Genomic DNA, 25,238 nt, shown 5'->3' on the forward strand with positions numbered 1-25,238 from the left:
TATATCATTTATTGTCCCCATCCGTCATGATCGCAATCATATCTGCAGCTTCTTGCACCTTCATTGATTATTTGATTAACGCATTCAGCATTGGCTGCATCAGATGCTGATGAATCATCTGCACTAGTGAGTAAAGCAATTGTTTGCCCATTTCCTAATGTGAGAATACAATGACCACCACCATTTACTTTTAATAGCTGTTTTTTACCAAGTACAGTAACTCCTTCTAAATTTAAAATGTTTTGTAACATAATTTTAATATTTAATTGTTTAAAAATCTTGAACCATTTAAGACACTCAAGTTATGTCTCATTCATGCATGAATATTATTAATCTCTTTTTTAGTTTTTAACATCTCGTGTTCTAAGATTGGTTCAACAAAATGCTCAATGTCTTTAAAGCTATAATTTTTTGGAAAAAGTTTTTTGTTAATTAAAATTATAGGTGTGCTTTCTATCCCTTGTTTTAAGCACCAATATATTTGTTGACTTAGTATTTTATTATACTTTAAATCTTTACATTTCCCCCATTTTTTAGTCCATATTTTTGTATTGCCATTGCTATACCAATCATTAAAAGCGTTTAAAAAAACTTCTGTATCGTTTTCAAAATACAATTGCAGTAAGCGTTCTGAGATTATAGTTTTATTGTCTGCTCTATCTTTATTTGGAACTAAAAACCTAAAGTTTAACTGAATGCTATCCTTATACTTTTGTAATAAATCTATATATGTTTTATGAGCTTCGATACAGCTTTTGCATAAAGGATTGGTAATAATTGTAAGTTTTATGATTGGGTTTTCAGCTCCTAGTACAATTTGCGGTATAGTACAATCTTCTGTGTCAAGTTGTGTTAACGCGTTATAATAAGGAATAAACAATTTATGATTTCTTCTAAAACTTAGATTTTCAATTTCGAGCGTAATATTTTTTTGTTCTAATAATAATAATAATAGTGGTTTAAGTGCTAACCAACCTATTATTGTTATAGCTAAAACTGTTGTTAGCAATAAAATATCGCTGTATTGAAATAGAGTCGTTTCATAAGTTGCTAAGAGTGTAGAAAATTGTAATACCAAAACAAAAGCCACACCTAAACATAAAGGACACCACTTTTTAATCGTAAAATATTGTTGGTAAATTGAATATAAAACTACAGGTAACGCAATTGCTGAGATAATTAAAGCCAATATACTAAAAGGCCGTAAAAGGCTATAGACAGTAATAACTGTAAAATACATTATAACCGTATCACTAAGGTCTATAGTTTTAAAAACCTTGGCACTTTTTGAGTTAAGTACATTTACGCAATTCGTAATTGTTGTTATTTTACAGTATTTGGAAGCAAAGGTTTGTTGCCCAATTTTCTCCTTAATAATAAGATACCCTAAACCGAGACCAATAAGCGATAATGCAAAATATGTAGTTAACAATATTGAGTTTGTGACGAGAAATATATATCCCAAAAATGATAAGGAAAACAATAGCAGAAAAAGTTTAGTAATAGAATCCTTTGATAAAGAAGCTTTATCAATCGATTTGTTCTCTTCAATAGCAATTATAAAACCTGTCCAGTCATTTAAAAATTCGTTTTCAGTAAGCGTTACTATTTTTTCTTCACTTAACTGAATTTTTATGGTGTTGTTAGTTTCTTTAGATGCTAAAACAATATATTCCGTTTTACCATTACTTACTTGTGCAATAAAATGTTGAGGCAGTTGCTCTAATGCCGTTTTTGGCACATTGGCAGCAATATACTCTACATTAAAATAATCTAATGTATTTGTAAAACTTAAAACTAAATTATCTGGATCACTAAGAAGCCGTAATGCCAATTGCTGCTTACTGATAGAATACTTAAATTCTTTTAGAAGCTGTGCAAGTAAAAAAACAGATGCATCTTTCAAATCCTTAATCTTTTAAGAAGCTTAAAATTAATGCATTAAAAACAAAATCTAGTACACAAAAACTTACTTTAAAGTAAGCAAAAACGGAAATCTAAATAAACCCTTTAGATTTAGCAGCCAACACTAAATCTCTATCGCTATTACTTTCAATATTAAATTTTCGTTTTAAAAGCCGTTTTCTCTTATCTATCGCAGATTTAGACAAATGCACTAACTTTAACAAATCTCTCATATTAGAGCCATTGGCAAGTTCTTTAAGTACTATAAGATCATAAGTATCTAATTGAATATTATTGAATGATTTTTGCCTAATAGCATTGATAATTGTTTTGCTATAATGTGTTTCTCCTAATAACACCTTATTGATAGCACTAATATAATTTGTAAAACCTACATCTTGTTTATTTAAAAAGCCCAACGGGTTATAGGCATTAATAGTCTGCCTAATCCTTAGACTATTGGTATATGACGTAATGACCAATATTTTAGTATTTGGAAATTGTTTTCTAATGCTAATACCCAAATCATCACCAGAATATAAATTAAGCTGTGGTGCTGGTGGTAGACTTAAATCTAAGATGACCAAATCTAAAGGTTTTGCTGCAGAATAGCTTTGAATTTTTTGATGAGCGGTTTCGCAATCCCTAGCACTTTCGGTTTTAAAACAGAACCTGTCTGATTGGTCTTGCATATATTGAAGCGTGTTAATAACCGCTTCAATAATAATGGGATGGTCGTCTATGATTAAGACGTTAATGGATTTTTTATTCATCAATATTGCACAGTTTTTAGAGCCTAATATTTAGGCTATCAAATAATTAAATACGTGTAATCAACAATGAATTAATTAATCCTTAAGGTAAGAATTGGTATAAAATTACTACTTTTTTCTTACAAATAATAATAATATTGTAATTAAAGATATTATTCCAGCTATCTAACTTCATTTTTACACTGAAGTAATAATAGTATATAGCTTTAGTCCATAAAAAAACCATCTAAAATTTAATTTTTTAGATGGTTTAGTATTTATATTAAGTTCAGAAACTTATGCTTTCACCTTAAAAGCATTCGCACCAGGGAAATAAGCAACACTCCCTAATTCTTCTTCAATACGTAATAACTGGTTGTATTTTGCCATACGATCACTACGAGACGCAGAACCTGTTTTAATTTGTCCACAGTTTAATGCTACTGCTAAATCTGCAATAGTATTATCTTCTGTTTCACCAGATCTATGAGACATTACTGAAGTGTAACCTGCATTATGTGCCATGTTCACCGCTGCAATTGTTTCAGTTAAAGTACCAATTTGGTTTACTTTAATTAAAATAGAGTTAGCAATACCTTCTTTGATACCTCTTTCTAAACGCTCTACATTAGTAACAAATAAATCATCACCAACTAATTGTACTTTATCTCCAATTAATTCGGTTAAATATTTAAAGCCTTCCCAATCGTTTTCATCCATACCATCCTCAATAGAAATAATAGGATATTTACCAGCTAATTCAGCTAAATATTCAGCTTGTTCTTTACTTGTTCTGATCACACCTGAATCACCTTCAAATTTCTTATAATCGTACTTGCCATCAACAAAGAATTCTGCGGCTGCACAATCTAAAGCGATTTTTACTTCGTCGCCAAATTTATATCCAGCGTTTTCTACTGCTTTTGCTATAGTATCTAATGCATCTTCAGTTCCACCTGGTAAGTTTGGTGCAAATCCGCCTTCATCACCAACTGCTGTACTTAAATCTCTATCGTGTAATACTTTTTTAAGATTATGGAAAATCTCAGTTCCCATTTGCATAGCGTGTGTAAAGTTTTTAGCTTTCACAGGCATAATCATAAACTCTTGAAATGCGATTGGCGCATCACTATGAGAACCACCATTAATAATGTTCATCATTGGTAATGGTAATGTATTTGCAGAAACTCCACCTACATATCTATATAATGGCATCCCTAATTCATTAGCTGCTGCTTTAGCAACGGCTAAAGACACCCCTAAAATGGCGTTAGCCCCTAATTTTGATTTGTTTTTTGTACCATCTAAATCAATCATCATTTGATCTATAGCATTCTGTTCAAAAACAGAAACTCCTAATAATTCTTGAGCAATTGTAGAATTTACATTGTCTACGGCTTTTAAAACTCCCTTACCCATATAAGTATCTCCACCATCTCTTAACTCAACAGCTTCATGCTCACCAGTAGATGCACCAGATGGCACAGCTGCTCTTCCCATAATACCATTTTCAGTAGTGACATCAACTTCTACTGTAGGATTTCCTCTGGAATCAAAAATTTGTCTTGCGTGTACATTGATAATAATGCTCATTATTTCTTAATTTAAGTTATCTATTATTTTAAAGCAAATAAGGTTTTTAAACCTTATGAGTTACCCAAATTTACGAAAATCTACAGCTTAAAACAGAACAAAAATCATAATTATGATTACTATTTACTATAATGTTTTCGTAACTAAAAAAACGCAATAAAAGGTCTGATTTATTGCGTTTTCTTTATTATTTATTCTTAATATTCTCTATAAATTGGTCAAACAAATACAGCGAATCATTTGGTCCAGGACTTGCTTCCGGATGGTACTGAACTGAAAAACAGTTTTTATCTTTTAGCTTTATCCCGGCAACCGTATGATCATTTAAATGCACATGCGTAATTTCTACATTATCATTGGCTTCAGTTTCTTCACGGTTAATAGCAAACCCATGATTCTGAGATGTAATTTCACCTTTACCTGTTAGTAAATTTTTCACAGGATGGTTAATCCCTCGATGTCCATTATGCATTTTGTATGTTGAAATCCCATTAGCTAACGCAATAACCTGATGCCCTAAACAGATACCAAATAATGGCTTATTATTTGCTATGATCTCTTTAGCTACATTAATCGCATCTTCTAATGGTTCTGGATCACCAGGTCCATTAGACAAGAAATAGCCATCCGGATTAAAAGCTTCTAATTTTTTATATGTAGAATTATATGGAAAGACTTTAATGTAAGCATCGCGTTTCGCTAAATTTCTTAAGATATTCTTTTTAATCCCAAGATCTAAAGCTGCAATCTTATAGGTAGCATTTTCATCACCAAAAAAGTATGGTTCCTTAGTAGATACTTTCGAGGCCAACTCTAAACCTTTCATAGAAGGTGATTCTGCTAATTGTTCTTTTAGCGATTCTAAATCATCAACTTCTGTGGTAATTACGGCATTCATAGCGCCATTATCTCTAATATAGCTTACTAATGCTCTAGTATCTACATCTGCGATAGCTAAAGTATTATATTTTTCGAAGAATTCTTCTAAAGACGTATCTGCAGCTGGTCTAGAATAATTAAAACTAAAGTTTTTACAAATTAAACCTGCTATTTTAACACTATCAGACTCTACTTCATCTGCTTTCGTTCCATAGTTTCCAATGTGTGCATTGGTGGTTACCATTAATTGCCCATAATACGAAGGGTCTGTAAAGATTTCTTGATAACCAGTAGTTCCTGTATTAAAACAGACTTCTCCAAAAGCTGAACCTTCTTTACCTATAGACTTACCATGAAAAATTGTTCCATCTGCTAATAGAATAAGTGCTTTTTTTCTTTGTTTATATTTCATGTGTGTTGTGTGTAGTTTAGAGCTACTATATTATTTTGTTCAATGTTATTTCAACTTTGGTCAGACGTTTTTTATCACAGTCAACCTGATAGTCTTTTCTATGTTCTCATCTAAAGTGATAAGCAGCAGTACGACATCATTAATTTTTAATAAACTAATTGGGCACCTCAAAACTATTCTTCAATATTTTACAAAAATCCAAAAAAAAAGGATAAACTGAAACAGTCTATCCTTTATATTTATTAATGCTTATTAACACTCGATAATCGAGATTTGTATAATGCGAAAGTCAGTGCAAATTTTTTATTCACATTGAATTGAAAATCTTCTCGAACTTTCGTTAGCATCTTTACTATTCTTCTTCGTTTGAAGCTTTCGTTTCAGCAGCTGGTGCCGTAGTCGCTTTGCTACCTCCTCTTCTACTTCTACGCGTTGTTTTCTTAGGTGCTTTGTCAGCATTGTAGATTTCGTTGTAATCAACTAGCTCTATCATTGCCATATCAGCATTATCACCAAGTCTGTTTCCTAATTTGATGATACGTGTGTAACCACCTGGACGATCACCAATTTTAGGTGCTACATCTCTAAACAATTCTGCAACTACATTCGATTGTCTTAGCTTAGCCATAACAATACGTCTGTTGTGAGTTGTATCTGTTTTAGATTTTGTAATCATAGGCTCTACAAACTGCTTTAAAGCTTTTGCTTTAGCAACAGTAGTGTTAATACGTTTGTGCTCTATTAAAGAACAAGCCATATTTGCTAACATTGACTTTCTGTGTGCCGTTTGTCTTCCTAAGTGGTTGAATTTTTTTCCGTGTCTCATGACCTTTGTTTTATCATCTTGCTACCAAACTCTTTTTGAGGAGCAAAATATGATTAATTAATAATTATTTTAAATATGAATGCCATTTCCATAAAAACAGAAATGGCAAGCTATATTTAGTCTTTATCTAATTTATATTTACTTAAATCCATTCCGAAGTTTAAACCTTTAACGTTCACTAGTTCTTCTAGCTCAGTTAATGACTTCTTACCGAAGTTTCTGAATTTCATTAAATCATTTTTATTGAATGATACTAAATCTCCTAAAGTATCTACTTCTGCTGCTTTTAAACAATTAAGCGCACGTACAGAAAGATCCATATCAACTAATTTAGTTTTCAATAGTTGTCTCATGTGAAGTGATTCTTCATCATAAGTTTCAGTTTGTGCAATTTCATCAGCTTCTAAAGTGATACGCTCATCTGAGAATAACATGAAGTGGTGAATTAATATTTTAGCCGCTTCTGTTAAAGCATCTTTAGGATTGATAGATCCATCAGTTCTAATTTCAAAAACTAATTTTTCGTAATCCGTTTTTTGCTCAACACGGAAGTTTTCAATAGCATATTTTACATTCTGGATTGGTGTAAAAATTGAATCCGTAAAGATGGTTCCTATTGCTGCTGAAGCTTTCTTATTTTCTTCTGCAGGAACATAACCTCTTCCTTTTTCAATAGTCAATTCCATATTGATGTTTACTTTAGGATCTAAGTTACAGATGACTAAATCTGTATTTAAGACTTGGAAACCAGAAATAAACTTCTGAAAATCACCAGCCGTAATTTGATTTTGTCCTGAGATAGAAATCGTAACCGTTTCGTTATCAACTTCATCAATTTGACGCTTAAAGTTAACTTGCTTTAAGTTCAAAATCATTTCAGTAACATCCTCAACTACACCTGAAATTGTAGAAAATTCATGATCTACACCTTCAATTCTTATAGAGGTGATTGCGAAACCCTCTAAAGAAGATAATAAAACTCTTCTTAAAGCATTTCCTACTGTTAAACCATATCCAGGTTCTAAAGGTCTAAACTCAAATTTGCCTTCGAAATCAGTAGAATCAATCATGATTACTTTATCAGGCTTCTGAAAATTTAATATTGCCATATTTTTCTTCGTTTTAATTGTTATTTAGTTGCGCGATTTAAAAGTATGAAGAAGACTAATAAAACCTTTGGCTAAATACCAATATTAATTATTATTTAGAGTAAAGTTCAACGATTAATTGCTCGTTGATTTGTTCTGGAATCTGGATTCTCGCAGGAACAGCGACATAAGTACCTTCCATGGTGTTTGTATTCCAAGTAATCCATTCAAAAACATTACTAGAATTAGCTAATGAATTCTGAATAGCTTCTAATGATTTAGATTTTTCTCTTACACCTACAACATCACCAGCTTTTAATTGGTAAGAAGGAATGTTTACCTTTTCACCATTAACTGTAATATGTCTGTGAGATACTAATTGTCTTGCAGCACTTCTAGAAGGAGCAATTCCCATTCTAAATACAACATTGTCTAAACGCGATTCACATAATTGAAGTAAAACTTCACCAGTAATTCCTTTAGCAGATGTTGCTCTTTTAAACATGTTTCTGAATTGCTTTTCTAAAATACCATAAGTATATTTAGCTTTTTGCTTCTCCATTAACTGAATAGAGTATTCAGATTTTTTACCACGACGACGGTTATTTCCGTGTTGTCCTGGAGGATAATTTCTTTTTTCGAAGGCTTTGTCGTCTCCGAAGATAGCTTGTCCAAATTTACGAGCTATTTTAGTTTTAGGACCAGTATATCTTGCCATTTTAAATTGTTTTTTAAGAGTGATAAATGAATTAAGGTCTTAATCTTATCCTTCATGAATCGTTGATCTCTTATTAATACTTGTTAATATTTTTCAGTTTGCAAATTTATACAAAATAAACTAATATCAGCACATAAATGTGTGATATTAGTTTATTTGATAATTTTACTAAGTACTTCTAACTCAAATACGTTAGAAATCTATATAGAATTTAGATTAAACTCTACGTCTTTTTGGTGGACGACAACCGTTATGTGGTAATGGAGTTACATCAATAATTTCTGAAACTTCAATACCTGCATTATGTATAGATCTTATAGCAGATTCTCTACCGTTACCAGGTCCTTTAACGTATACTTTTACTTTCTTTAATCCAGCTTCTTTAGCTACTGCTGAAGCATCTTCTGCTGCCAATTGTGCAGCATAAGGTGTATTCTTTTTAGAGCCTCTGAAGCCCATTTTACCAGCTGATGACCAAGAAATCACGTCACCTTTTTTGTTTGTTAAAGAAATAATGATGTTGTTAAATGAAGCTGTAATGTGAGCTTCACCTATTGCGTCAACTATAACTTTACGTTTTTTAGTACTTGCTTTTGCCATTTTATTTTTAGCTTTTAGTATTAGTTTATAGTCGCTAGAATCCTAAACCGTTAAATTTCAAACAGATTCTTTCCAACGTCTAAAGACTAAAGACTATTTATTACTTAGTTACTTTCTTTTTGTTAGCAACTGTTTTACGTCTTCCTTTTCTTGTACGTGAGTTATTCTTAGTACGTTGTCCTCTTAATGGAAGACCAACTCTATGACGGATACCTCTGTAACATCCAATATCCATTAATCGCTTAATGTTCATTTGTGTTTCAGAACGTAATTCACCTTCAATCTTAAAAGTACCAACAGTTTCACGGATTGCTCCAATTTCATCGTCAGTCCAATCTTGAACTTTTGTGTTTTCGTCAACTTTAGCTGCTGCTAAAATTTCTTTTGCTCTACTTCTACCTACTCCGTAGATATAAGTTAAAGAGATAACTCCTCTTTTCTGTTTTGGTATGTCTACACCTGCAATTCTTGCCATAATTACCCTTGTCTTTGTTTGAATCTAGGATTCTTTTTGTTAATGACGTAAAGTCTACCTTTTCTGCGCACTAACTTACAGTCTGCGCTTCTTTTCTTTACTGATGCTCTAACTTTCATCGTATTAGTATCTATAGGTTATGCGAGCCTTCGTTAAATCGTATGGGCTCATTTCTAATTTCACTTTATCTCCTGGTAATAGTTTAATGTAATGCATACGCATCTTACCAGAGATATGTGCGGTCACTATATGACCATTTTCTAATTCAACACGAAACATCGCATTTGATAATGCTTCTATAATTGTTCCGTCTTGTTCTATTGCTGCTTGTTTTGCCATAATCTTATCTTATTGCGCCACCGCTTTTCTGTTCTTTCCCGTTTTCATTAAACCATCATAATGCTTATTTAATAAATAAGAATTAATCTGTTGCATAGTATCTATTGCTACACCAACCATAATTAAAAGAGATGTTCCTCCAAAAAATAATGCCCAACCTGGTTGTACGTCCATTAATTTATGAACGAAAGCTGGAAAAATAGCAACTAAAGCCAAGAATATAGAACCTGGTAATGTAATTTGTGACATGATTTTGTCTAAATACTCAGAAGTTTCAGATCCTGGACGTATCCCTGGAATAAATCCTCCACTACGTTTTAAATCATCTGCCATCTTATTGGTTGGAACCGTAATTGCTGTATAAAAATATGTGAAAACAATAATTAATAAAGCGAATATTAAGTTGTACCAAAATCCAAACATATCTTGAAAATTAGATTGCATCCATAATCCAGTACTTGTGTCTTTTAACCAAGCAGAACTACCGATTAAGCTAGGAACAAACATAATTGCTTGTGCAAAGATAATTGGCATTACACCAGAAGCATTTAACTTTAATGGTAAGAATTGACGTGATCCGAAAACATTCTTTTCATAGCCACCGGAAGCAGTTCTTCTTGCGTATTGAACAGCAATTTTTCTAACCGCCATTACTAAGAATACAGCACCCATTATTATTAAGAACCATATTACCATTTCAATCAATATCATCATAAATCCACCATTACCACCTTCAATTCTAGAAGCTGCATTTTGGATAAATGATTGTGGTAACTTTGCAATAATCCCTACCATAATTAATAATGAAATACCATTCCCAATACCTTTATCTGTAATTTTTTCACCTAACCACATTGCAAATACACAACCAGTTACTAGAATAATTACTGACGAAAAGTAGAAAATATTTTCACTAAAACCAGGCACTAACATAGCACCCATTGATGTTGATCCAGATAACGATGGAATACTTGCTAAATAACCAGGAGCTTGAACTAAACAAATTCCTATGGTTAACCAACGTGTAATTTGCGTAATTTTCTTCTGACCACTAGCTCCTTCTTTCTGAAGCTTCTGTAAATAAGGAATCGCAATACCCATTAATTGAACTACAATGGAAGCCGAAATGTAAGGCATAATACCTAAAGCAAATACTGAGGCATTAGCAAACGCTCCACCCGTAAATGCATTTAACAATCCTAAAATACCACCGTCCATACCAGCTTGTAAACCACCTAAGGCATCAATATTAATACCAGGCAATACGACCTGAGCACCAAAACGATAAACCAATAACAAACCTAAGGTTAGGATAATCCTATCCTTAAGTTCTGTGATTTTCCAAACGTTTTTTAATGTTTCTATTATTTTCATCCTATAATCTTATAAAGTTACAGCTTCACCACCAGCAGCTTCAATAGCAGCTTTTGCTGTAGCAGTAAATTTATGAGCAGTTACTGTTAATTTTGTTTTTAACTCACCTCTTCCTAAGATTTTTACTAGCTCATTTTTGCCAGCTAATCCCAAAGATACAAGCGTATCAAAATCAACATTATCCTTAATTACTTTTTCATCTACCAACTTCTGTAATGTATCTAAGTTAATACCTTGATATTCTACTCTGTTAATATTTGTAAATCCAAATTTAGGAACACGTCTTTGTAATGGCATTTGACCACCTTCAAATCCTAATTTCTTAGAATAACCTGAACGCGACTTTGCACCTTTGTGACCACGAGTTGCAGTACCACCTTTACCAGATCCTTGTCCACGTCCTATACGTTTTCCCTGATTTTTTACTGAACCTTCTGCAGGTTTTAAATTACTTAAATCCATTTTTAAGTTATATTTTTAAGCTTCTTCTACAGAAACTAAATGTTCAACTTTCTTAACCATACCAAGGATGTTTGGTGTGGCGTCGTGCTCTACAACTTGACCAATCTTTCTTAAACCTAAAGCCTCTAATGTAAGCTTTTGTCTTTTACTACGATTGATTGCGCTTTTTACTTTCTTTACTTTAATCTTTGCCATCTTATCCTATCGATTATCCGTTAAATACTTTTTCAAGTGAAATCCCACGCTCTTTGGCTACAGATTTAGCATCTCTCAATTGTAATAAAGCATCAAAAGTTGCTTTTACTACGTTATGAGGGTTAGAAGATCCTTGCGACTTAGATAATACATCATGTATACCTACTGCTTCAAGAACAACTCTTACCGCTCCACCTGCAATTACTCCTGTACCAGGTGCAGCTGGAATAATGTTAACTCTTGCTCCACCATATTTACCTTTTTGCTCATGTGGTATAGTTCCGTTAAGAATAGGAATTCTTACTAAATTCTTCTTAGCATCTTCAACAGCTTTAGCAATTGCAGTAGCAACATCTTTAGACTTACCTAAACCTTGTCCTACAACATTTGTTTCGTCACCAACAACAACAATTGCAGAAAAACCAAATGCTCTACCACCTTTTGTTACTTTAGTTACACGCTGAACGCCAACTAAGCGATCTTTTAATTCTAATCCGCTTGGTTTTACAAGCTCTGCGTTTTTATATTTTTGATACATAATGTCTTAAAATTTAAGTCCTGCTTCTCTAGCACCTTCTGCTAATGATTTTACTCTTCCATGATACAAGTAACCACCTCTATCAAAAGAAATAGTTTCAACACCAGCCTTCATAGCTTTTTCACCAACAGACTTACCAACTAACGCAGCTATTTCTGTCTTGTTCCCTTTAGACTTTACAATGTCCTTATCTCTTGAAGATGCAGCAGCTAAAGTTTTACCAGTTACATCATCTACGACCTGAGCATAAATTTCTCTATTACTTCTAAAAACAGCTAATCTTGGTCTTGTTCCAGTCCCAGATACTACCTTACGGATTCTGCTTTTTATTCTTATTCTTCTTTCGTTCTTTGTCAATGCCATAACTTAATTATTAAGCTGATTTACCTGCTTTTCTTCTAATTTCTTCACCAACAAACTTGATACCTTTTCCTTTGTAAGGTTCTGGTCTTCTAAAGCCACGTATCTTTGCAGCAACTTGGCCTACTAATTGTTTGTCAAAAGACGTTAATTTAACTCTTGGATTTTTACCTTTTTCTGAGATTGTCTCAACCGTTACTTCTGGAGCGATGTCCATAACAATATTGTGAGAAAAACCTACGGCTAAATCTAATTTTTGTCCTTGATGAGATGCTCTATATCCTACACCAACTAATTCTAGTTCTTTGGTCCAGCCTTTTGAAACACCTTCAATCATGTTAGCAATTAATGATCTGTATAGACCATGTTTTGCTCTAATATCTTTCTTATCAGATGGACGTACTAAAGTTATAGTACCATCTTCTAATTTAATCTGAATATCTGAATACTCTTGAGTTAACTCACCTAATTTACCTTTTGCAGTAATAGTGTTGTCTTTAATCTCAAGTGTTACACCTTCAGGAACTGTTATTGGGTTATTACCTATTCTTGACATAATTTCCTGTTTTTAGTATACGTAACATAAAACTTCACCACCAACATTTTCTCTCTGCGCTTGTTTTCCTGTCATCACTCCGTGAGATGTAGAAACAATTGCAATACCTAATCCGTTAAGAATTCTTGGCATTTCGTTAGAAGAAGCATATTTACGTAAACCTGGTTTACTGATTCTTTGAATTTTTTTGATGACAGACTCTTTAGTCTCTTTACTGTACTTCAAAGCAATTTTGATAGTACCTTGGACTGTAGAATCGTCAAACTTATAACTTAAGATAAATCCTTGATCGAATAATATCTTAGTTATTTCTTTTTTTAAGTTAGAAGCAGGAATTTCAACCACTCTGTGGTTTGCCTTTACTGCATTTCTAACTCGCGTTAAATAATCCGCTATTGGATCTGTGTTCATATTTATTAATTTGCGGTAGCGGTTTTCGACACCATTGTCAAACCTGAAACCAATTTATAATTTTACCAACTTGCCTTTCTAACACCTGGAATTAGACCTTGGTTAGCCATTTCTCTAAACATTACACGAGAAATTCCAAATTGTCTCATATAACCTTTTGGTCTTCCTGTTAGTTTACAACGGTTATGCTGACGTATAGGTGAAGCATTTTTAGGTAACTTTTGTAATGCTTCATAATCGCCAGCTTCTTTTAAAGCTTTACGTTTTTCTGCATATTTAGCTACCGTTTTAGAACGCTTAACCTCACGGGCTTTCATTGATTCTTTAGCCATAATTAATTCTTTTTAAAAGGTAATCCTAGTTCTGTTAATAAAGACTTCGCTTCCTTATCGGTTTCAGCAGAAGTCACAAATGTGATATCCATTCCTGAAATTTTATTGACTTTATCAATATCAATTTCTGGGAAAATGATTTGCTCTACAATACCTAAGTTATAGTTACCACGACCATCAAAACCAGTAGCTTTGATACCGTTAAAATCTCTAACTCGAGGTAAAGCTGAAGTCACTAAACGATCTAAGAACTCATACATTTGTTCTCCTCTTAATGTTACTTTGGCACCAATTGGCATCCCTTTACGTAACTTAAAAGAAGCAACATCTTTCTTAGACATTGTATGTATAGCTTTCTGTCCTGATATTTTTGTAAGTTCTTCTACTGCGTGATCGATTAATTTCTTATCCGCAACAGCAGCACCAACACCTTTAGATATTACTATCTTAGTAAGCTTAGGCACTTGCATTACATTTTTATATCCAAATTCTTCCGTAAGAGCAGGAACAACTTTGTCCTTGTACTCTTGTTTTAATCTTGCAACGTAAGCCATAGTTAAATTACTTCATTAGATTTTTTAGAAAATCTCACTTTATTATCGCCATCCATTTTATAACCAACTCTAGTTGTTTCTCCTTTTGAAGTTAACAACGATAAGTTAGAAATATGAATAGATGCTTCTTTCTCTACAATACCACCTTGAGGACTTTGTGCACTTGGTTTAGTATGTTTCTTAACCATATTTACACCTTCCACGATGGCTTTGTTCTTATCTATTAATACCTTAAGTACTTTACCTTCTGACCCTTTATGATCACCAGCAATTACTTTTACTGTATCGCCTGATTTTATTTTAAGCTTTGTCATTTTATTTATCAATTAAAGCACTTCTGGTGCTAATGATACTATTTTCATGAATTGTTTATCACGAAGTTCTCTTGCTACAGGACCAAAAACACGAGTTCCTCTCATCTCCCCTTGAGGGTTTAAAAGCACACATGCATTGTCGTCAAATCTAATATAAGATCCATCAGGACGTCTTACCTCCTTAGCTGTACGTACAACAACTGCTGTAGAAACAGCACCTTTCTTAATGCTACCGTTTGGTGTAGCATCTTTAACAGATACTACAATTTTATCCCCTACAGAAGCATATCTTCTTTTGGTTCCACCTAGTACACGGATAGTTAAAACTTCCTTTGCACCAGTGTTATCAGCTACTTTTAATCTTGATTCTTGTTGTAACATAATTACTTCGCTCTTTCAATTATTTCTACTAATCTCCAACATTTAGATTTACTTAAAGGTCGTGTTTCCATGATCTTTACTGTATCTCCTTCGTTGCAGTCGTTTGTCTCATCGTGTGCGACATATTTCTTAGTCTTTAACACGAATTTTCCATACATAGGGTGTTTTACTTTCTTAACTTCTGAAACAACAATAGATTTCTCCATTTTGTTACTAGTTACGATCCCTATACGTTCTTTTCTTAAGTTTCTTTTTTCCATCTTTCAGCAGAATACAATTATTGTACGTCTCTATTAGTTAATTCTGTTGCCACTCTAGCTACTGTGCGACGTGCTACTCGTAACTGAATTGGGTTATCTAAAGGAGAAATCGTATGAGCCATTTTCAGGTCCGTATAACTCTTCTTAGATTCACTAAGTTTCTCTTGTAACTCAGCTGTTGAAAGCTGTTTAATTTCTGATTGCTTCATAATATCTTTCTATTAAGCTTCGTAATCTCTAGCTATGATAAACTTAGTTTTTACAGGAAGTTTCTGTGCTGCCAATCGAAGTGCTTCTTGAGCTGTTTCTAATGGCACACCGCTTATTTCAAATAACATACGTCCTGGTTTTACCACTGCTGCCCAATATTCTACGGCACCTTTACCTTTACCCATACGTACTTCAAGAGGTTTCTTTGTAATAGGCTTGTCTGGAAAAATTTTAATCCATAACGATCCTTCTCTTTTCATGTAACGAGTAGCTGCAATACGCGCTGCTTCTATTTGACGTGCAGTAATAAAAGTTGATTCTAATGATTTAATACCGAAAGTACCATTTGATAACAAATGACCTCTTCCCGCATTTCCTTTCATACGTCCTTTTTGCTGCTTACGAAATTTTGTTCTTTTAGGCTGTAACATTTTGTCTTTTCTTTAAAAAATTACTTTCTACGACGAGATTGGTTCTTGTTTCCACCACGTCCACCTTTACCTTTTTGTTGTTTAGATAAACCGACTAATGGAGAAAGTTCTCTTTTTCCATATACTTCGCCTTTCATTATCCAAACTTTGATGCCCAATCTACCATAAGTAGTATGTGCTTCTACTAAAGCATAATCAATATCTGCTCTAAAAGTAGACAAAGGAATACGTCCTTCTTTATAGTGTTCTGATCGTGCCATTTCAGCACCATTTAAACGACCACTAATCTGAATTTTAATTCCTTCAGCATTCATACGCATGGCAGCGGCAATAGCCATTTTTATAGCACGTCTATAAGAAATTCGGCTTTCTATTTGACGAGCTACACTTGCTGCTACTAAAAATGCATCTAGTTCAGGTCTTTTAATTTCAAAGATGTTCAATTGAACTTCTTTGCCAGTAATTTTCTTAAGCTCTTCTTTTAACTTATCTACCTCTTGGCCACCTTTTCCGATAATAATACCAGGTCTAGCAGTAGTGATAGTAACGGTTACAAGTTTAAGCGTACGCTCAATAATTACTCTACTTACACTAGCTTTAGATAGACGAGCATGAATATACTTTCTAATCTTATCGTCTTCGGCAAGTTTATCACCATAATCGTTTCCTCCGTACCAGTTAGATTCCCATCCTCTGATAATTCCTAAGCGATTTCCGATTGGATTTGTCTTTTGTCCCATATCTCTATCTTAGCTTTGTGTTTTATTTATTGCATCTACTACCACAGTTACGTGATTAGATCTCTTTCTAATTCTATGTGCTCTACCTTGAGGTGCTGGACGCAATCTCTTTAACATAGAACCACCATCTACTCTAATTTCTTTGATAAACAATTTAGCTTCTTCAACATCAGCATCTTCGTTTTTAGCTTGCCAGTTTGCAATTGCAGACATTACAAGTTTTTCTAAACGACGTGACGCTTCTTTTTGACTAAATCTAAGAATCTGAAGAGCTTTATCTGCCTTTTCTCCTCTTACTAAATCCGCTACTAAACGCATTTTTCTTGGAGATGTAGGACAGTTATTTAGCTTTGCAAAAGCAACCTGCTTTTTCTCGGCTTTAATAGCTTCCGCCATTTGTTTTTTACGACTTCCCATGATTCTTATTTTTTACCTTTATTCTTAGCACCTGCATGACCTCTAAAAGATCGTGTTGGTGAAAATTCTCCTAACTTATGTCCTACCATGTTTTCAGTAACAAATACTGGAACAAATTGACGACCGTTATGAACTGCTATAGTTTGTCCAACAAAATCCGGAGAGATCATTGATGCTCTAGACCAAGTCTTGATTACCGTCTTTTTGTTTGAAGCTACATTTTCTGCAACTTTCTTGTCTAATTTATAGTGGATATAAGGTCCTTTTTTTAATGAACGTGCCATACTATCTTAATTATTTCTTTCTACGTTCTACAATATACTTATTACTCGCTTTCGTCTTAGAACGTGTTCTAAATCCTTTAGCAGGAATACCGTTTCTAGATCTTGGATGACCACCTGAAGATTTACCTTCACCACCACCCATTGGGTGATCGACTGGGTTCATTACTACTGGTCTTACTCTTGGACGTCTTCCTAACCATCTACTTCTACCCGCTTTACCAGATACTAGTAATTGATGATCTGAATTTGAAATCGCACCTACAGTTGCCATACATGTTACTAGAATCATTCTAGTTTCACCTGATGGTAATTTTACAGTAGCAAACTTATCACCTCTCGCCATTAATTGAGCAAATGCACCAGCACTACGCGCCATTACAGCACCTTGACCAGGACGTAACTCAATACAAGAGATAATAGTACCCAAAGGTATTTCACTTAATGGCATCGCATTTCCTATTTCAGGAGCAATACCCGTTTCACCAGACACAATATTTTGCCCTACTTGTAAACCATTCTGAGCGATAACGTAACGTTTCTCACCATCTTGATAGTTTAGTAGCGCAATAAATGCTGTTCTGTTCGGATCGTATTCAATTGTCTTAACTTCCGCAGGTATACCCGTTTTGTTACGTTTGAAATCGATAATACGATATTTCTTTTTATGACCTCCACCAATATGGCGCATCGTCATTTTTCCTCGACTGTTTCTACCACCAGATCTTTTGTTCGGAGCAAGCAAGCTTTTCTCCGGCTTATCAGTAGTAATGGCATCGAATCCATTTACTACTCTAAATCGCTGACCTGATGTGATCGGTTTTAATTTTCTTACTGACATTAATGTCTAAAATTACATGTTAGTGTATAAATCTATTGTTTCACCTTCCGCCAGCTGTACAATTGCTTTTTTAACAGCATTTGTTTTACCATGTTGAACACCAGTTTTTGTAAACTTGGTCTTACGATCTGGACGGACATTTATTGTACGAACTTTTTCAACAGAAACTCCATAAGCAGCTTCCACCGCTTTTTTGATTTCTACCTTGTTCGCCTTTGTGTTCACTTCAAATGCATACGCATTTAACAACTCACTTTGCATGGTTGCCTTTTCTGTGATTATAGGTTTTTTTAAGATACTCATCTGTTCTATTTACTTAAATTCGATTCAATTCCTTCTAACGCACTCTCAATTAGAATTACTTTACTAGCATTCATAATTTTGTAAGTACTTAACTCCGAAGCAGTTATAACTTCAGAACCTTTAAAATTGCGTGAGGACAAATATACATTATTATTTGTACCACCCAACACAATAAGAGATTTTTTGTTTTCAACCTCTAAAGCCTTTAAAACACTGACAAAGTTTTTAGTCTTTGGAGATTCAAAATTGAAATCTTCTAACACTACAATTGACTTGTCATTTGCTTTAATACTTAATGCAGATTTACGTGCTAATCGTTTTACGTTTTTATTTAATTTAAAACCGTAATTTCTTGGTCTAGGACCGAACATACGACCACCACCTTTAAATACACCAGACTTAATACTACCTGCTCTTGCAGTACCAGTACCTTTCTGTTTTTTAATCTTACGTGTACTTCCAGAGATTTCTGCTCTTTCTTTTGCCTTATGCGTTCCCTGTCTTTGATTTGCTAAGTATTGCTTAACATCTAAATAGACAGCGTGATTATTAGGCTCTATAGCGAATACGTCTTTAGAAAGCTCAGCTTGTCTACCCGTATCTTTTCCGTTTATATCTAAAACTGCTATCTTCATTACTTCTCAATGATTACATAAGAATTCTTGTGACCAGGAACACATCCTTTTACCACTAGTAAGTTCTTTTCTGGAACTACTTTGTAAACTCTTAAATTTTGAACTTTAACTGTGTCACCACCCATTCTTCCTGCCATCTTCATTCCTTTGAATACTCTCGCAGGATAAGAAGCTGCACCAATAGAACCTGGAGCTCTTAAACGGTTATGTTGACCATGCGTTGCTTGACCTACACCACCGAATCCATGACGTTTTACTACACCTTGAAAACCTTTACCTTTAGATGTACCTGCGATATCCACAAATTCTCCTTCAATAAATTGTTCTACTGTAATAGCATCACCTAATTTGTACTCCGCATCAAAACCTTTGAATTCAACAACTTTGCGTTTTACAGAAGTACCCGCCTTTTTAGCATGACCTAAGTCTGCTTTAGTAGCGCTTTTTTCTGTCGCGTCATCGAAACCTAATTGAAGGGCAGAATAACCATCCACTTCTTCAGTTCTGACTTGGGTAACGATACATGGTCCAGCTTCGATTACTGTACAAGGAATGTTCTTCCCATTTTCATCGAAAATGCTGGTCATACCGATTTTTTTTCCAATTAACCCAGACATAATATTTAGTTTTTGTTGTGACAATTCGCGACTTGCCATTTTTTGTTTGTTTTTTTTGGGACAACTCGCGAATTGTCCATAAGTATATAAAATACAAGGCCGAAAATACGTTTCAGCCTTGAATTGTATTTTTACCGTTTTTCCCTCGCTCGCAGCTCAGGACATGTTAGTGTGTAATTACACTTTAATCTCAACTTCAACCCCACTTGGCAATTCAAGTTTCATTAAAGCATCAATTGTCTTAGAAGATGAAGAGTAAATATCTAATAAACGCTTATAAGAGCTTAATTGAAATTGTTCTCTTGACTTCTTGTTTACGTGTGGTGAACGTAATACAGTGAAAATTTTCTTATGTGTTGGTAAAGGAATTGGTCCTGTTACTACTGCACCTGTACTTTTTACTGTTTTTACAATCTTATCAGCAGACTTATCCACTAAGTTGTGATCGTAAGATTTTAATTTTATTCTGATTTTTTGACTCATTTTCTTAAGATTTACGATTCAACTCCTTTAGCTGCTTTTATTACTTCTTCTGAAACATTAGAAGGAGTTTCTGCATAGTGTGAAAATTCCATTGTAGATGTAGCTCTACCTGAAGATAAGGTTCTTAATGTTGTAACATAACCAAACATTTCAGATAATGGCACTGTAGCTTTTACCGTTTTAGCACCAGCTCTATCTCCCATACTAGTCATCTGACCTCTTCTTCTGTTTAAGTCACCTACAATATCCCCCATGTTTTCTTCTGGTGTAATCACCTCAAGTTTCATAATAGGTTCCATTATAACTGCCTTAGCTGCTTTTGCAGAATTTTTAAATCCTAATTTCGCTGCTAATTCAAAAGATAGTTGATCAGAATCCACATCGTGATAAGATCCATCTTTTAATGTCACTTTCATAGCGTCTACCTCAAAACCTGCTAATGGACCATTTGCCATAGCTGCTTTGAATCCTTTTTCTATAGAAGGTATAAATTCTTTAGGAACGTTACCACCTTTAATTACAGATTCAAACTGAAGTCCTACTACACCTTCATCTGCTGGCTCAATCGTAAATACGATATCAGCAAATTTACCACGACCACCTGATTGTTTTTTATAAACTTCTCTATGATCTGCAGCTTGTGTAATCGCTTCTTTGTATTCAACTTGTGGTTGACCTTGGTTCACCTCAACTTTGAATTCTCTTTTTAAACGATCTACAATAATATCTAAGTGAAGCTCTCCCATTCCAGAAATAATAGTCTGTCCTGAAGCTTCGTCTGTTCTTGCTGTAAATGTAGGATCCTCTTCTGCTAATTTAGCTAAAGCCATACCTAACTTATCAACATCTGCTTTAGTCTTAGGTTCTACCGCGATACCAATTACTGGATCAGGGAAGTCCATAGATTCTAAAACAATAGGATGTTTTTCATCAGACATGGTATCACCTGTCTTGATATCTTTAAATCCTACAGCTGCTCCAATATCTCCTGCTTCAATAAAATCGATAGCATTTTGCTTATTAGAGTGCATTTGGTAAATACGTGAGATACGTTCTTTTTTACCTGAACGGTTGTTCAAGATATAAGACCCTGCATCTAAACGACCAGAATATGCTCTAAAGAAAGCTAAACGACCAACAAAAGGATCTGTAGCAATCTTAAATGCTAAAGCTGCAAAAGGTTCGTTTACACTTGGCTTACGTCTTTCTTCTTTATCTGTTTCTGGATTAACTCCTACTACACTTTCTCTATCCATTGGAGAAGGCAAATAACGACAAACAGCATCTAACAAGAACTGTACACCTTTATTCTTAAATGAAGAACCACATACCATTGGTATAATAGCCATATCCATTACAGCAGCTCTAAGTGCAGTATGCACTTCTTCTTCTGTAATAGAATCTTCATCTTCCATGAATTTCTCAAGTAAGTTCTCGTCGTAACCAGCAACTTCTTCAATTAATAAAGCACGATACTTACGTACTTCATCTTTCATATCTTCCGGAATATCAACAACATCAAAAGTAGATCCGTAGTTATCATCGTGCCAAACAATAGCCCTATTTTTAACTAAATCTACAATACCTTTGAAGTTATCTTCATCACCAATATTTAAAACGATTGGCACTGCGTTAGACTTCAACATGTCTTTTACTTGCTGACAAACTCCTAAAAAGTCAGAGCCCTGACGGTCCATTTTATTAACGAAACCAATTCTAGGCACCTTATAATTATCGGCTAGTCTCCAGTTTGTTTCAGATTGTGGCTCAACACCATCAACCGCACTAAACAAAAACACTAAACCATCTAGTACACGCAATGAACGGTTAACTTCAACCGTAAAATCCACGTGACCAGGAGTATCAATAATGTTAAAATGGTAATCCTGAGCATCTGCTGTTGGCTCACCATTTTCTTTTGGGAACGTCCAGTCACAAGTTGTTGCTGCAGAAGTAATTGTAATACCTCTTTCTGCTTCTTGCTCCATCCAATCCATTGTAGAAGCACCATCATGCACCTCTCCAATTTTGTGTGAAACTCCCGTATAAAAAAGGATACGCTCCGTTGTTGTTGTTTTACCAGCATCAATGTGAGCAGCAATCCCTATATTTCTTGTAAGTTTTAAATCTCTTGCCATTTCTTAAAATCTAAAGTGTGAGAATGCTTTATTTGCTTCTGCCATCTTATGAGTATCTGTTCTTTTCTTAACAGCCGCTCCTTCTTCTTTAGCTGCAGCTAATACTTCTGCTGCTAAACGTTGCGCCATAGATTTTTCGTTTCTTTTACGTGAAAAGCTAATTAACCATTTCATCGCAGTTGAAACCTTACGGTCTGGACGAATCTGCATTGGAATCTGGAATGTAGCACCACCAACACGACGACTACGTACTTCTACGTGAGGCATTACGTTAGATAAAGCTTCTTTCCAAATCTCTAAAGCTGTTTTTTCGTCATCATTCTTTTTCTCTTCAACAATATCAATTGCATCATAGAATACTTTAAAAGCGATAGACTTCTTACCATCCCACATCATCATGTTAACAAAACGTGTTACTAACTGATCATTAAACCTTGGATCTGGTAAAAGCGGTCTCTTTTTTGCTGCTCTTTTTCTCATGTCTTCTTCTTAAAGTTTTTAATTACTTCTTAGGGCGTTTTGCACCATACTTAGATCTACGTTGTGTTCTTCCTGATACACCTGCTGTATCTAAAGCACCACGAACGATGTGATATCTAACTCCCGGTAAATCTTTTACCCTTCCACCTCTAACCAATACTATCGAGTGCTCTTGTAAATTGTGACCTTCTCCACCAATGTATGCATTTACTTCGTTTCCGTTTGTTAAACGAACCCTTGCCACCTTACGCATTGCTGAGTTAGGTTTTTTAGGTGTCGTTGTATAAACACGAGTACATACACCACGTCTTTGAGGACACGAATCTAAAGCAGCCGATTTACTCTTCTTGGTTATTTTGGCTCTTCCTTTTCGTACTAATTGTGAAATTGTTGGCATATATTTCTATATAAAATTTTATTAACCCTCACTTTTGAGGGCTGCAAAGGTAGAAATTAATATCTATAATTCAAACAGTTGTGAATTAATTTTTCAATTAAATATAAACTTTTTTTAAAGTCCTATATATTATACCCTATTTTTACGTTACCATATATGAGTTATTCTATTTAATGCCCATGCTAATTTTTAGTCGAATTATTTTTTTTGCTTTGCTTCTGATTTTCTCAAATCAATGCTTCGCCCAATCAATTAACTTAAAAATTACAGGAGAAAACGAAGCTTCAACTCAAACTATTGATTCCATTGGCTACCCAAAAACATTCAGCAATTATAATGGTTTACAAAACGAAATCCATCTCTTAAAAGAAAAATTAACCAGGAAAGGCTTTATTGATACCACTATTAAAACGGTAACCCAATCCAATGACACATGCTTTGTCGCAGAATTCATATTAGGACAAAAGGTTAATAGAATTCGCGTTTACTATGACGCTCATTTTAATATTGATTCCCTAAAACTAACCAATAAATCAACGGGTGAAAATTTCTTTGAACTTAAACTAACCGAGACCGAAAGCTTTTTAAAAGAGTTAAATTATAGAATTGCAGAACAAGGAGACCCGTTTTCAAGCTTACAACTTATTAATATATCAAAGCTCACACCTGAAATAATTTCTGCAGATTTAAAAGTGGTCACCAATCAGAAAAGACAAATTGATAAGATTATCATTAAAGGCTATGAAAATTTTCCAAAATCATATGTCAAACATTTTCTTAAATTAAAAACAGGCAAATCCTTTAACTTAAACGCCATAAGAGAAAAGATTGAATTACTAAATGAATTACGTTTTGCTTCTAAGATAAAAGATCCTGAAGTCCTTTTTACTCAAGATTCTACTACACTATATATATATGTAGAAAAAACACAAACGAATAACTTTGACGGATTTTTAGGTTTTGGCACCAACGAAAACACAAACAAAATTGAATTTGACGGCTATTTAGATTTGAGCCTAATTAATAACCTTAATTATGGCGAAACACTAAATCTCTTATATAAAAGTGACGAAATTGACCAGCAAACCTTTAAAGTAGATGTCGATTTACCTTATCTATTTAGCTCTCCGATAGGAGTCCAAGTTGGTCTGAATATATTCAGAAAAGATTCCACATTTTTGAATGCCAACCAATACGCTAAAATTAATTATCAGATTAACGCACAACACAAAGCAGGCTTTGGAATTACCTCCACCACCTCGACCAATTTATTAGAAAACGATACCGACATTTTAAACGATTACACATCGAGCTATTACACGGTTCATTATAATTACACAAAACCTCAATTTTACGATCCATTATTTCCCGTTAATTTCTGGTTCGATTTTTCCTCTGGTTTTGGACACAGAACAAATGACTCCGAAAAACAAAAACAAAATGTATTTTCTGTTGATACCTATAAAATTTTCAATCTTAATGCTAAAAACAGTATTTACACTAGACTAAATGGAGCAACACTTAACTCTGATAATTATTTAGATAATGAATTATTTCGCTTTGGAGGGATTAACTCTATTCGTGGATTTGAAGAAAACAGTTTAGTCGCTAATCTATATGGAGTTTTTAGTTCCGAATACCGCTACCGACTTAGCACAAGCATATACGTACACTCCGTTTTAGATGCGGCCTATTTTGAAAACAAACTCACCAATAATAAGGAAAAACTCTTTGGCTTTGGTTTTGGTCTTGGTCTATTGACTAATGCTGGATTATTTCGGTTAAATTATTCAAGCGGAAAGACCGAAAACAGGCCATTTAAATTATCGGATTCTAAAGTTCACCTTAGCTTAACAGCAACATTTTAATCTAAATCCAACACACCCTAAGCATCATACATCCTAGCCTATAGTATCCATTTCGTAAGAAATTACAAACAAA

General features: G+C 34.0%; 38 protein-coding genes. 1 reads left to right on the top strand and 37 read right to left on the bottom strand.

Annotated elements, in window-relative coordinates; genetic code table 11:
• Positions 1-8: 8 nt before the first annotated feature.
• From ACXGSQ_RS17980 to rpsL, 37 genes are all read right to left on the bottom strand, one after another.
• Entirely contained in the window at positions 9-251 is a 243-nt protein-coding gene (locus ACXGSQ_RS17980; protein WP_458627510.1) for a hypothetical protein, read from the bottom strand.
• Positions 252-313: 62 nt separating this feature from the next.
• The gene (locus ACXGSQ_RS17985) at positions 314-1,906 is read right to left on the bottom strand and encodes a vitamin K epoxide reductase family protein (protein WP_458627511.1); all 1,593 of its coding nucleotides are present in this window, start codon (positions 1,904-1,906) and stop codon (positions 314-316) included.
• A 91-nt stretch (positions 1,907-1,997) separates the two neighbouring features.
• The gene (locus tag ACXGSQ_RS17990) at positions 1,998-2,678 is read right to left on the bottom strand and encodes a response regulator (protein ID WP_458627512.1); all 681 of its coding nucleotides are present in this window, start codon (positions 2,676-2,678) and stop codon (positions 1,998-2,000) included.
• A 276-nt stretch (positions 2,679-2,954) separates the two neighbouring features.
• A complete protein-coding gene (gene eno, locus ACXGSQ_RS17995; protein ID WP_458627513.1) occupies positions 2,955-4,250 on the bottom strand; it encodes a phosphopyruvate hydratase in 1,296 nt (431 codons plus the stop codon).
• A 187-nt stretch (positions 4,251-4,437) separates the two neighbouring features.
• Positions 4,438-5,541, bottom strand: a complete 1,104-nt coding sequence (gene carA / locus ACXGSQ_RS18000; protein ID WP_458627514.1) for a glutamine-hydrolyzing carbamoyl-phosphate synthase small subunit — start codon at positions 5,539-5,541, stop codon at positions 4,438-4,440.
• A 352-nt stretch (positions 5,542-5,893) separates the two neighbouring features.
• Complete coding sequence (gene rplQ / locus ACXGSQ_RS18005) at positions 5,894-6,367, bottom strand: 50S ribosomal protein L17 (protein ID WP_458627515.1); 474 nt, start codon at positions 6,365-6,367, stop codon at positions 5,894-5,896.
• 116 nt (positions 6,368-6,483) lie between these two features.
• Entirely contained in the window at positions 6,484-7,476 is a 993-nt protein-coding gene (locus tag ACXGSQ_RS18010; RefSeq protein ID WP_458627516.1) for a DNA-directed RNA polymerase subunit alpha, read from the bottom strand.
• Between the two features lie 91 nt (positions 7,477-7,567).
• Positions 7,568-8,173: a 30S ribosomal protein S4 gene (gene rpsD, locus ACXGSQ_RS18015; RefSeq protein WP_458627517.1), complete on the bottom strand. Its 606-nt coding sequence runs from the start codon at positions 8,171-8,173 to the stop codon at positions 7,568-7,570.
• Positions 8,174-8,389: 216 nt separating this feature from the next.
• Positions 8,390-8,773, bottom strand: coding sequence for a 30S ribosomal protein S11 (gene rpsK, locus ACXGSQ_RS18020; protein ID WP_020897634.1), 384 nt, complete (start codon positions 8,771-8,773; stop codon positions 8,390-8,392).
• Positions 8,774-8,873: 100 nt separating this feature from the next.
• Positions 8,874-9,248 carry a 30S ribosomal protein S13 gene (gene rpsM, locus ACXGSQ_RS18025; RefSeq protein ID WP_092446818.1) on the bottom strand — a complete coding sequence of 125 codons (375 nt, stop codon included), beginning with the start codon at positions 9,246-9,248 and terminating at the stop codon, positions 8,874-8,876.
• Between the two features lie 2 nt (positions 9,249-9,250).
• On the bottom strand, positions 9,251-9,367 hold the full coding sequence (ykgO, locus tag ACXGSQ_RS18030) for a type B 50S ribosomal protein L36 (protein ID WP_008269159.1): 117 nt from the start codon (positions 9,365-9,367) through the stop codon (positions 9,251-9,253).
• Positions 9,368-9,371: 4 nt separating this feature from the next.
• A complete protein-coding gene (infA, locus tag ACXGSQ_RS18035; protein ID WP_007094967.1) occupies positions 9,372-9,587 on the bottom strand; it encodes a translation initiation factor IF-1 in 216 nt (71 codons plus the stop codon).
• 9 nt (positions 9,588-9,596) lie between these two features.
• Entirely contained in the window at positions 9,597-10,961 is a 1,365-nt protein-coding gene (secY, locus tag ACXGSQ_RS18040; RefSeq protein WP_458627518.1) for a preprotein translocase subunit SecY, read from the bottom strand.
• 9 nt (positions 10,962-10,970) lie between these two features.
• A complete protein-coding gene (gene rplO, locus ACXGSQ_RS18045) occupies positions 10,971-11,423 on the bottom strand; it encodes a 50S ribosomal protein L15 (RefSeq protein ID WP_458627519.1) in 453 nt (150 codons plus the stop codon).
• A gap of 15 nt (positions 11,424-11,438) precedes the next feature.
• The gene (gene rpmD / locus ACXGSQ_RS18050; RefSeq protein WP_073085382.1) at positions 11,439-11,618 is read right to left on the bottom strand and encodes a 50S ribosomal protein L30; all 180 of its coding nucleotides are present in this window, start codon (positions 11,616-11,618) and stop codon (positions 11,439-11,441) included.
• A gap of 13 nt (positions 11,619-11,631) precedes the next feature.
• Positions 11,632-12,156: a 30S ribosomal protein S5 gene (rpsE, locus tag ACXGSQ_RS18055; protein ID WP_458627520.1), complete on the bottom strand. Its 525-nt coding sequence runs from the start codon at positions 12,154-12,156 to the stop codon at positions 11,632-11,634.
• 6 nt (positions 12,157-12,162) lie between these two features.
• The gene (rplR, locus tag ACXGSQ_RS18060; RefSeq protein WP_458627521.1) at positions 12,163-12,519 is read right to left on the bottom strand and encodes a 50S ribosomal protein L18; all 357 of its coding nucleotides are present in this window, start codon (positions 12,517-12,519) and stop codon (positions 12,163-12,165) included.
• Between the two features lie 10 nt (positions 12,520-12,529).
• Positions 12,530-13,072: a 50S ribosomal protein L6 gene (gene rplF, locus ACXGSQ_RS18065; protein WP_458627522.1), complete on the bottom strand. Its 543-nt coding sequence runs from the start codon at positions 13,070-13,072 to the stop codon at positions 12,530-12,532.
• 12 nt (positions 13,073-13,084) lie between these two features.
• On the bottom strand, positions 13,085-13,483 hold the full coding sequence (rpsH, locus tag ACXGSQ_RS18070; RefSeq protein ID WP_195871647.1) for a 30S ribosomal protein S8: 399 nt from the start codon (positions 13,481-13,483) through the stop codon (positions 13,085-13,087).
• 62 nt (positions 13,484-13,545) lie between these two features.
• Positions 13,546-13,815 carry a 30S ribosomal protein S14 gene (gene rpsN, locus ACXGSQ_RS18075; protein WP_020897643.1) on the bottom strand — a complete coding sequence of 90 codons (270 nt, stop codon included), beginning with the start codon at positions 13,813-13,815 and terminating at the stop codon, positions 13,546-13,548.
• Between the two features lie 2 nt (positions 13,816-13,817).
• On the bottom strand, positions 13,818-14,369 hold the full coding sequence (rplE, locus tag ACXGSQ_RS18080) for a 50S ribosomal protein L5 (protein WP_458627523.1): 552 nt from the start codon (positions 14,367-14,369) through the stop codon (positions 13,818-13,820).
• A 2-nt stretch (positions 14,370-14,371) separates the two neighbouring features.
• Positions 14,372-14,683: a 50S ribosomal protein L24 gene (rplX, locus tag ACXGSQ_RS18085; RefSeq protein ID WP_092469505.1), complete on the bottom strand. Its 312-nt coding sequence runs from the start codon at positions 14,681-14,683 to the stop codon at positions 14,372-14,374.
• A 12-nt stretch (positions 14,684-14,695) separates the two neighbouring features.
• Positions 14,696-15,064 carry a 50S ribosomal protein L14 gene (rplN, locus tag ACXGSQ_RS18090; protein WP_092469503.1) on the bottom strand — a complete coding sequence of 123 codons (369 nt, stop codon included), beginning with the start codon at positions 15,062-15,064 and terminating at the stop codon, positions 14,696-14,698.
• Positions 15,065-15,066: 2 nt separating this feature from the next.
• On the bottom strand, positions 15,067-15,324 hold the full coding sequence (gene rpsQ / locus ACXGSQ_RS18095) for a 30S ribosomal protein S17 (protein ID WP_040756784.1): 258 nt from the start codon (positions 15,322-15,324) through the stop codon (positions 15,067-15,069).
• A 17-nt stretch (positions 15,325-15,341) separates the two neighbouring features.
• Complete coding sequence (gene rpmC, locus ACXGSQ_RS18100) at positions 15,342-15,533, bottom strand: 50S ribosomal protein L29 (RefSeq protein ID WP_458627524.1); 192 nt, start codon at positions 15,531-15,533, stop codon at positions 15,342-15,344.
• Between the two features lie 12 nt (positions 15,534-15,545).
• On the bottom strand, positions 15,546-15,965 hold the full coding sequence (rplP, locus tag ACXGSQ_RS18105; protein ID WP_179354560.1) for a 50S ribosomal protein L16: 420 nt from the start codon (positions 15,963-15,965) through the stop codon (positions 15,546-15,548).
• A 20-nt stretch (positions 15,966-15,985) separates the two neighbouring features.
• A complete protein-coding gene (gene rpsC / locus ACXGSQ_RS18110) occupies positions 15,986-16,705 on the bottom strand; it encodes a 30S ribosomal protein S3 (RefSeq protein ID WP_458627525.1) in 720 nt (239 codons plus the stop codon).
• A gap of 9 nt (positions 16,706-16,714) precedes the next feature.
• Positions 16,715-17,122, bottom strand: coding sequence for a 50S ribosomal protein L22 (gene rplV / locus ACXGSQ_RS18115; RefSeq protein WP_115818552.1), 408 nt, complete (start codon positions 17,120-17,122; stop codon positions 16,715-16,717).
• 5 nt (positions 17,123-17,127) lie between these two features.
• Positions 17,128-17,406, bottom strand: a complete 279-nt coding sequence (rpsS, locus tag ACXGSQ_RS18120; RefSeq protein WP_020897652.1) for a 30S ribosomal protein S19 — start codon at positions 17,404-17,406, stop codon at positions 17,128-17,130.
• Positions 17,407-17,416: 10 nt separating this feature from the next.
• Positions 17,417-18,244 carry a 50S ribosomal protein L2 gene (gene rplB, locus ACXGSQ_RS18125; RefSeq protein WP_458627526.1) on the bottom strand — a complete coding sequence of 276 codons (828 nt, stop codon included), beginning with the start codon at positions 18,242-18,244 and terminating at the stop codon, positions 17,417-17,419.
• 12 nt (positions 18,245-18,256) lie between these two features.
• Entirely contained in the window at positions 18,257-18,547 is a 291-nt protein-coding gene (gene rplW, locus ACXGSQ_RS18130) for a 50S ribosomal protein L23 (protein WP_458627527.1), read from the bottom strand.
• A 5-nt stretch (positions 18,548-18,552) separates the two neighbouring features.
• Positions 18,553-19,182 carry a 50S ribosomal protein L4 gene (gene rplD / locus ACXGSQ_RS18135; RefSeq protein ID WP_458627528.1) on the bottom strand — a complete coding sequence of 210 codons (630 nt, stop codon included), beginning with the start codon at positions 19,180-19,182 and terminating at the stop codon, positions 18,553-18,555.
• On the bottom strand, positions 19,182-19,799 hold the full coding sequence (gene rplC, locus ACXGSQ_RS18140; RefSeq protein WP_040756786.1) for a 50S ribosomal protein L3: 618 nt from the start codon (positions 19,797-19,799) through the stop codon (positions 19,182-19,184). The genes rplD and rplC overlap by 1 nt, the downstream gene beginning before the upstream one ends.
• A gap of 177 nt (positions 19,800-19,976) precedes the next feature.
• Entirely contained in the window at positions 19,977-20,282 is a 306-nt protein-coding gene (gene rpsJ, locus ACXGSQ_RS18145) for a 30S ribosomal protein S10 (RefSeq protein WP_007650482.1), read from the bottom strand.
• An 11-nt stretch (positions 20,283-20,293) separates the two neighbouring features.
• Entirely contained in the window at positions 20,294-22,420 is a 2,127-nt protein-coding gene (gene fusA, locus ACXGSQ_RS18150; protein WP_458627529.1) for an elongation factor G, read from the bottom strand.
• Between the two features lie 3 nt (positions 22,421-22,423).
• The gene (gene rpsG, locus ACXGSQ_RS18155; protein WP_020897658.1) at positions 22,424-22,900 is read right to left on the bottom strand and encodes a 30S ribosomal protein S7; all 477 of its coding nucleotides are present in this window, start codon (positions 22,898-22,900) and stop codon (positions 22,424-22,426) included.
• A 22-nt stretch (positions 22,901-22,922) separates the two neighbouring features.
• Positions 22,923-23,297 (bottom strand): 30S ribosomal protein S12, encoded by a 375-nt coding sequence (gene rpsL / locus ACXGSQ_RS18160; RefSeq protein ID WP_019386263.1) that lies wholly within the window; start codon positions 23,295-23,297, stop codon positions 22,923-22,925.
• 212 nt (positions 23,298-23,509) lie between these two features.
• Between rpsL and ACXGSQ_RS18165 the strand changes: the two genes are divergently transcribed.
• Positions 23,510-25,165 (top strand): POTRA domain-containing protein, encoded by a 1,656-nt coding sequence (locus ACXGSQ_RS18165; protein WP_458627530.1) that lies wholly within the window; start codon positions 23,510-23,512, stop codon positions 25,163-25,165.
• Positions 25,166-25,238: the final 73 nt, after the last annotated feature.

It is taken from the genome of Winogradskyella sp. PC D3.3, from assembly GCF_054366245.1.

Coding starts and splice junctions, on each gene's coding strand:
- ACXGSQ_RS17980 (WP_458627510.1), bottom strand. CDS start 251: ATGTTACAAAACATTTTAAATTTAGAAGGAGTTACTGTACTTGGTAAA.
- ACXGSQ_RS17990 (WP_458627512.1), bottom strand. CDS start 2,678: ATGAATAAAAAATCCATTAACGTCTTAATCATAGACGACCATCCCATT.
- eno (WP_458627513.1), bottom strand. CDS start 4,250: ATGAGCATTATTATCAATGTACACGCAAGACAAATTTTTGATTCCAGA.
- carA (WP_458627514.1), bottom strand. CDS start 5,541: ATGAAATATAAACAAAGAAAAAAAGCACTTATTCTATTAGCAGATGGA.
- rplQ (WP_458627515.1), bottom strand. CDS start 6,367: ATGAGACACGGAAAAAAATTCAACCACTTAGGAAGACAAACGGCACAC.
- ACXGSQ_RS18010 (WP_458627516.1), bottom strand. CDS start 7,476: ATGGCAATATTAAATTTTCAGAAGCCTGATAAAGTAATCATGATTGAT.
- rpsD (WP_458627517.1), bottom strand. CDS start 8,173: ATGGCAAGATATACTGGTCCTAAAACTAAAATAGCTCGTAAATTTGGA.
- rpsK (WP_020897634.1), bottom strand. CDS start 8,773: ATGGCAAAAGCAAGTACTAAAAAACGTAAAGTTATAGTTGACGCAATA.
- rpsM (WP_092446818.1), bottom strand. CDS start 9,248: ATGGCAAGAATTGCAGGTGTAGACATACCAAAACAGAAAAGAGGAGTT.
- ykgO (WP_008269159.1), bottom strand. CDS start 9,367: ATGAAAGTTAGAGCATCAGTAAAGAAAAGAAGCGCAGACTGTAAGTTA.
- infA (WP_007094967.1), bottom strand. CDS start 9,587: ATGGCAAAACAAGCAGCAATAGAACAAGACGGAACAATTATAGAAGCA.
- secY (WP_458627518.1), bottom strand. CDS start 10,961: ATGAAAATAATAGAAACATTAAAAAACGTTTGGAAAATCACAGAACTT.
- rplO (WP_458627519.1), bottom strand. CDS start 11,423: ATGGATTTAAGTAATTTAAAACCTGCAGAAGGTTCAGTAAAAAATCAG.
- rpmD (WP_073085382.1), bottom strand. CDS start 11,618: ATGGCAAAGATTAAAGTAAAGAAAGTAAAAAGCGCAATCAATCGTAGT.
- rpsE (WP_458627520.1), bottom strand. CDS start 12,156: ATGTATCAAAAATATAAAAACGCAGAGCTTGTAAAACCAAGCGGATTA.
- rplR (WP_458627521.1), bottom strand. CDS start 12,519: ATGGCATTGACAAAGAACGAAAGAAGAATAAGAATAAAAAGCAGAATC.
- rplF (WP_458627522.1), bottom strand. CDS start 13,072: ATGTCAAGAATAGGTAATAACCCAATAACAGTTCCTGAAGGTGTAACA.
- rpsH (WP_195871647.1), bottom strand. CDS start 13,483: ATGAACACAGATCCAATAGCGGATTATTTAACGCGAGTTAGAAATGCA.
- rpsN (WP_020897643.1), bottom strand. CDS start 13,815: ATGGCTAAAGAATCAATGAAAGCCCGTGAGGTTAAGCGTTCTAAAACG.
- rplE (WP_458627523.1), bottom strand. CDS start 14,369: ATGGCTTACGTTGCAAGATTAAAACAAGAGTACAAGGACAAAGTTGTT.
- rplX (WP_092469505.1), bottom strand. CDS start 14,683: ATGACAAAGCTTAAAATAAAATCAGGCGATACAGTAAAAGTAATTGCT.
- rplN (WP_092469503.1), bottom strand. CDS start 15,064: ATGTTACAACAAGAATCAAGATTAAAAGTAGCTGATAACACTGGTGCA.
- rpsQ (WP_040756784.1), bottom strand. CDS start 15,324: ATGGAAAAAAGAAACTTAAGAAAAGAACGTATAGGGATCGTAACTAGT.
- rpmC (WP_458627524.1), bottom strand. CDS start 15,533: ATGAAGCAATCAGAAATTAAACAGCTTTCAACAGCTGAGTTACAAGAG.
- rplP (WP_179354560.1), bottom strand. CDS start 15,965: ATGTTACAGCCTAAAAGAACAAAATTTCGTAAGCAGCAAAAAGGACGT.
- rpsC (WP_458627525.1), bottom strand. CDS start 16,705: ATGGGACAAAAGACAAATCCAATCGGAAATCGCTTAGGAATTATCAGA.
- rplV (WP_115818552.1), bottom strand. CDS start 17,122: ATGGGAAGTCGTAAAAAACAAATGGCGGAAGCTATTAAAGCCGAGAAA.
- rpsS (WP_020897652.1), bottom strand. CDS start 17,406: ATGGCACGTTCATTAAAAAAAGGACCTTATATCCACTATAAATTAGAC.
- rplB (WP_458627526.1), bottom strand. CDS start 18,244: ATGTCAGTAAGAAAATTAAAACCGATCACATCAGGTCAGCGATTTAGA.
- rplW (WP_458627527.1), bottom strand. CDS start 18,547: ATGAGTATCTTAAAAAAACCTATAATCACAGAAAAGGCAACCATGCAA.
- rplD (WP_458627528.1), bottom strand. CDS start 19,182: ATGAAGATAGCAGTTTTAGATATAAACGGAAAAGATACGGGTAGACAA.
- rplC (WP_040756786.1), bottom strand. CDS start 19,799: ATGTCTGGGTTAATTGGAAAAAAAATCGGTATGACCAGCATTTTCGAT.
- rpsJ (WP_007650482.1), bottom strand. CDS start 20,282: ATGAGTCAAAAAATCAGAATAAAATTAAAATCTTACGATCACAACTTA.
- fusA (WP_458627529.1), bottom strand. CDS start 22,420: ATGGCAAGAGATTTAAAACTTACAAGAAATATAGGGATTGCTGCTCAC.
- rpsG (WP_020897658.1), bottom strand. CDS start 22,900: ATGAGAAAAAGAGCAGCAAAAAAGAGACCGCTTTTACCAGATCCAAGG.
- rpsL (WP_019386263.1), bottom strand. CDS start 23,297: ATGCCAACAATTTCACAATTAGTACGAAAAGGAAGAGCCAAAATAACC.